This is a genomic window from Roseicyclus sp., from assembly GCF_052168335.1.
Lineage (GTDB): Bacteria > Pseudomonadota > Alphaproteobacteria > Rhodobacterales > Rhodobacteraceae > Roseibacterium.
The window spans coordinates 1-3,727 of record NZ_JBQLZP010000582.1; the positions used below are offsets into that span (position 1 = coordinate 1).

Sequence of the window (3,727 nt, forward strand, 5' to 3'; positions counted from 1 at the left end):
AGGTCGCTGCGGTGCATGCCGAAGTCGGCCAGTTCGCGGTCGCTCATGGTTTCGAGCTCGGCGAGGGTCGTGCGGTAGATCCGCCGGAGGCGGGCGCGCTCCGCCAGCGCGTCGCGGAGGCGGTGGAGGGTCGCGGCGATCCCGCCGCGGGTGAGGGCGCCGTCGAGGCTGATGTCGGCCATGATCCTGTCTCCTGGGGTCAGGTGTTCTCCCGGGGATATGTGACGGGCCGCCCGGTGCACAATCGCCGCAACTGCAATGCCGCGTTGCGGCGTGCGCAAGTCAGCCCGCGCCGGCGGGAATGTTGAACGGCCCGACGATCCGCACGTCGCTCGAGAAGACCGGGATCTCGGGCGAGGCGAGGCCGTGGCTCCGCATCACGCCGGAAAACAGGCTGCGCATGTCCGCGACGAGGTCGTGGTGCAGGACGAAGGTGATCGCCCCGTCCGCGAGCAGCCGGACATTGTCGCGGTCGAGGTCGTGGGCGACGAAGGGCACGCGCCGGTGCCCCTGGGCCGCGAGCGCCGAGAGGATCGCGTCGTTGCCGCCGCCGATGGAGTAGACGGCCGCGACGCCGCCCGCGCGGGCGAGCTCGGTCGAAACGCGCCGCGCGGTATCGGCGCCGAGGCCCGCGCCGCCCGCGACATCGACGATCCCGCAGTCGGGGCGGTGGCGGGCAAGCTCGGTGCGGAAGGCCTCGTGCCGCTCGGCCTCGCCCAGGAACGCGTCCTGGCTGCGGACGGTCAGCACGGTGCACCGCCCGGGGGGAAGCTCGCGCGCGAGGAGCCAGGCCGCCGTGCGCCCGGCATTCGCGTTGTCGAGGCCGATATAGCCGGTGCGCCGACTTCTCGGCAGATCGGTGACGAGGGTGAAGACCGGGATCCCGGCCTCGACGAGGTCATCGACGGCCACGCGGACCGGCGCCGTATCCCGCGCCTTGAGGCAGAGGCCCTGGCTCCCGCGCCTGCGGATGCGGGCCAGCGCGGCGAGAACCTCGGCCTCGGTCATGACCTCCTCGAAGTGGAAGCGGGGCCGGATCACGGCGCCCGCCACGTCGGACAGCGCCGCCTCCGCCGCGCGCCGGATCTCGCGGGTGAAGCGCCGGGGCGCCTCGGCGAGGATATCCACGAAGAGCCTGCGGCCGCGCGCGGCGAGCAGCGCCTCCTGCGCCTCGAGCTCGCGGATCGCGGCGGCGACGCGGCGCAGGGTCTGCGGGCTGACATGCGGGCGCCCGTTCAGCGCCCGGTCGACCGTCGCGGTCCCGAGGCCCGCCTGGCGGGCGATCTCCTTGATGGGGAAGCGGTGGGTCATCGGCGGAAGGCCTTCGCGGTTGATGTATTCTTGATGTATTTTTCCGGCCCCGCAAGCCGTCGGGGCGACTAGCCTGCCCGCAGGACAGACGGGAGGACCGGACCATGAAGGACACCGACGCGCGCATGCCGCGGGGCTACTACACCGCCGAGGGATGCAACCTCGCCGATTTCGCCGAGCTGACGGCGCAAGCCGTTGATCCGGCCGACATTCCCCATGCCGCGGATGCGCCCTCGAACGTGCCGGTCTACGACGCCGCCGCGCTGGCCGGGCACCTCGCGTCGCCGGGGCCGCGGTATGACCTGATGGCGGAATGGGCGCGCGTCCTGGGGCAGGGGGCGGGCGTCTTCGTCATCAGGGGAGCCTGCCCGGACCTCGATGCCATCGACGCGGCCACGCGGGTCTACGAGGACATCATCGCGCGCGAGAAGGCGACGAACGGCGGCGGCGCTGACCATTTCGCCGCCGCGGGCAGCAACGACCGGATCTGGAACTCGCTCCAGAAACTCGCGCTCGAGGCGCCCGGGGTCTTCCTCCGCTACTTCGCCGCGCCCGCCATCGACGCGGCCTGCGAGGCGTGGCTCGGGCCCAACTACCAGATGACGGCGCAGGTGAACCTCGTGCATCCCGGCGGCAAGGCGCAGCAGGCGCACCGCGACTATCACCTCGGTTTCCAGACGGCGGAGGTCAGCGCGACCTATCCCGCGCATGTCCACGACCTCTCGCCGCTGATGACGCTGCAGGGCGGGATCGCGCATTGCGACATGGACGTGGAGAGCGGGCCGACCAAGCTCCTCCCGTTCTCGCAGCTCTACCGCCCCGGTTATGCGGCGTGGCGGCGCGAGGACTTCCGCGCGCATTTCGAGGCGCATTGCGTGCAGCTTCCGCTGGCGAAGGGGGATGCGATCTTCTTCTCGCCCGCGCTTTTCCACGCCGCAGGCGAGAACCGGAGCGCGGACGTGCACCGGATGGTGAACCTCCTCCAGGTCTCCTCCCCCTTCGGCCGCGCGATGGAGAGCGTGGACCGCCTCGCCATGTGCCGGACGCTCTACGCCCCCCTCCGCGAGGCCTGGGCGGCGGGAGAGCTGACCGAGGCCGGGCTGGAGGCCGTCCTGTCCTCGGCTGCGGAGGGCTATTCGTTTCCGACGAACCTCGACCGCGATCCGCCGAAGGACGGGCTGGCGCCCCGGACGCAGAAGGCGCTGATGCGGGAGGCGGTGCGCGCGGGCCTCGATCCGGCCGAGGTTCTGGCGGAGCTCGACGCGCAGGCGGAGCGGCGGCTGCCGTGACGTCTTGCCGGGGGCGCCCCGATCTGCAAGCTGGGGCGAGCCCGGAGCAAGCCCATGCGCCTGATCGACCCGTCGCACCCGTTCTTCCGCCCCGCGTGGCGCCGCTACCTGCTGGTCGCGGCGCCCTTCGCCTGGGCGGGGGTCGAGTGGAGCATGGGCAACGAGATCTGGGCCTACCTCTTCGCGGCCATCGGCGGCTATCTGGCGTGGAACCTCGTCCTCGCCTGGCGGGACTGAGCCCTCAGCCGAGGTCCACGGGCTGCCCCGTCTCGCGCGAGCGGGTGGCGGCGTCTGCGAGGATCTGGGCTTGCAGCCCGTCCTCGATGCCCGGCTCGGGCGCGGTGCCGTTCGCCACCGCCTCCACGAAGCGGCGCATCTCGGCGAGGTAGGCGGCCTCGTAGCGCTCGAGGAAGAAGTGCTGCGCGGGGTCGCGGCGGAAGCCCTGCGCCGTCGCGATCTCCACCGTCGTCTCGAGCTGGTTCTCGGCCCTGAGCATCCCCGTCTCGCCATGCACCTCGATCCGCTGGTCGTAGCCGTAGGCCGCCCGGCGCGAGTTGGTGATCTGGCAGATCCGTCCCGAGGCGGTGGTGAGCGTCACCGCCGCGGTGTCCACGTCGCCCGCCGCGCCGATCGCCGGGTCCACCAGCGCCGCGCCCACGGCGTGCAGCCGCACGAACTCCTCCCCCATCAGGAAGCGGGCCATGTCGAAGTCGTGGATCATCATGTCCCGGAACAGGCCGCCCGAGCGTTCGATGTAGGACACCGGCGGCGGTGCCGGATCGCGCGAGGTGATGATGGCGATCTCTACCGCGCCGATCTCGCCCGCCCGGAGGCGCGCGCGCAGCGCCGCGAAGCTGGGGTCGAAGCGGCGGTTGAAGCCCGTCATGAAGGGCACGCCCGCCGCGCCGACCGCGTCGATGCAGGCGCGGATGTTGTCGACAGACATGTCGATGGGCTTCTCGCAGAAGATCGCCTTGCCGTGCCGCGCGGCGCCCCGGATCAGCTCGAAGTGGCTGTCGGTGGGCGTGCCGATCACCACGGCGTCCACGTCGTCCGAGGCGAGGACGGCCTCGGCCGTGCGCACCTCCGCCCCCGTCGCCGCGCCGAGCGCCTCCGCCGCCTCGGGC

5 protein-coding genes are annotated in these 3,727 nt (G+C 72.2%); 2 read left to right on the forward strand and 3 right to left on the reverse strand.

The window, feature by feature from the left end; genetic code table 11:
- A partial coding sequence (locus ACTS11_RS17875) for a DUF1127 domain-containing protein (protein WP_442641650.1) occupies positions 1-182 on the reverse strand: 182 nt, incomplete at its 3' end.
- 100 nt (positions 183-282) lie between these two features.
- Positions 283-1,311: a LacI family DNA-binding transcriptional regulator gene (locus tag ACTS11_RS17880; protein WP_442641651.1), complete on the reverse strand. Its 1,029-nt coding sequence runs from the start codon at positions 1,309-1,311 to the stop codon at positions 283-285.
- Positions 1,312-1,415: 104 nt separating this feature from the next.
- On the opposite strand from ACTS11_RS17880, the gene ACTS11_RS17885 reads away from it, so the two are divergent.
- Together ACTS11_RS17885 and ACTS11_RS17890 are read left to right on the forward strand one after the other, a co-directional pair.
- Positions 1,416-2,600, forward strand: coding sequence for a phytanoyl-CoA dioxygenase family protein (locus ACTS11_RS17885; RefSeq protein WP_442641652.1), 1,185 nt, complete (start codon positions 1,416-1,418; stop codon positions 2,598-2,600).
- A gap of 54 nt (positions 2,601-2,654) precedes the next feature.
- The gene (locus tag ACTS11_RS17890; RefSeq protein WP_442641653.1) at positions 2,655-2,837 is read left to right on the forward strand and encodes a hypothetical protein; all 183 of its coding nucleotides are present in this window, start codon (positions 2,655-2,657) and stop codon (positions 2,835-2,837) included.
- Between the two features lie 4 nt (positions 2,838-2,841).
- Here ACTS11_RS17890 and iolG read toward each other — a convergent pair.
- Positions 2,842-3,727, reverse strand: an 886-nt coding sequence (gene iolG / locus ACTS11_RS17895) for an inositol 2-dehydrogenase (RefSeq protein ID WP_442641654.1), incomplete at its 5' end; no start/stop codon positions are given.

Excerpts from the sequence above, each read along its gene's own strand:
- ACTS11_RS17880 (WP_442641651.1), bottom strand. The coding sequence starts at position 1,311 with ATGACCCACCGCTTCCCCATCAAGGAGATCGCCCGCCAGGCGGGCCTC.
- ACTS11_RS17885 (WP_442641652.1), top strand. The coding sequence starts at position 1,416 with ATGAAGGACACCGACGCGCGCATGCCGCGGGGCTACTACACCGCCGAG.
- ACTS11_RS17890 (WP_442641653.1), top strand. The coding sequence starts at position 2,655 with ATGCGCCTGATCGACCCGTCGCACCCGTTCTTCCGCCCCGCGTGGCGC.